The sequence below is a fragment of the Endozoicomonas atrinae genome (assembly GCF_001647025.1).
GTDB classification, from domain to species: Bacteria; Pseudomonadota; Gammaproteobacteria; order Pseudomonadales; family Endozoicomonadaceae; genus Endozoicomonas; species Endozoicomonas atrinae.
The window spans coordinates 1-885 of the sequence record NZ_LUKQ02000644.1; the positions used below are offsets into that span (position 1 = coordinate 1).

Annotated in this window: 2 protein-coding genes; both read right to left on the minus strand. The window is 48.1% G+C overall.

The window, feature by feature from the left end:
- Positions 1–625, minus strand: a 625-nt coding sequence (locus tag AK963_RS29750; protein ID WP_139117808.1) for a hypothetical protein, incomplete at its 3' end; no start/stop codon positions are given.
- Positions 622–885, minus strand: a 264-nt coding sequence (locus AK963_RS29755) for a DNA methyltransferase (RefSeq protein ID WP_139117809.1), incomplete at its 5' end; no start/stop codon positions are given. The genes AK963_RS29750 and AK963_RS29755, both read right to left, overlap by 4 nt.

The window sequence follows — 885 nt, forward strand, 5'->3', positions numbered from 1 at the left end:
GCTGATTGATTGGGGTTGTTTCAGTTATGTTTATTTGCTGTGCTGCCTTTGGTTTCATTTCCTGCAAATTGGCAGACAAGCCTAAAAGATCCATAACGTCATATCCTGTCAGCTTCTCGGTTGCCGTTGCTGCCATCTGTCTTATATTTCCATCGGGCTCTATGGATTCAGAAAGGGTCTTCATGGAATGATAAACGGCAGCGATGTTCTCCACCTGGTCTATGATGGCGTGCTGGTTGGTGGTCTTACTGATGTTGGTCTGCTTAAATTCCAGCTGCTCCATCTTTGAATCAATCGCTTCCTGTCGTGCTTTTTTTCCTTCTGGAGTCATAGCTGATAGAAGGACATGGTTAGCGGCGTTAATGGAAAAGTAATAGATATTGGTTTTTTGTCCTGAAGGTGTGACCTGTTGGTCACAGCTAAAATCTACCCCTTTTTTGAACTTATGACGGGCGATCTGTTTGCGGCATCCATCATTAATCCTGCCGTAATTAAACCCGCAGATATCCAATAGTTTCGTGCCTTCGACTTTTTCTTCTTTGACGATGCCCGCTCTGCGAATCATCAGCTCTGCCTGCTCGAGGTTCTCGATGCTTTGCGTTTCTTTGATTGCTGTATTACTCATAGGTTTTCCTCTGCTCGTTGGTCAATCATGGCTTGCAGACTTTGCCCCGTCTGCTGGTGGGTTATCTCTACTTCTGGAAATTTGCGCCTGAACCGTTCCAGAGCCACGTCGCAATACTCGGGGGCAAGCTCCATTGAATGCATCCGTCGTCCACTGTTCTGGGCGGCGATCAGGCTGGTGCCGGAACCGTTGAACGGCTCATAGCAGCTTTCGCCTTCGTGGGTGTAGGCTTCCATCAGGTGCTGTGGCAAGGTGACCGG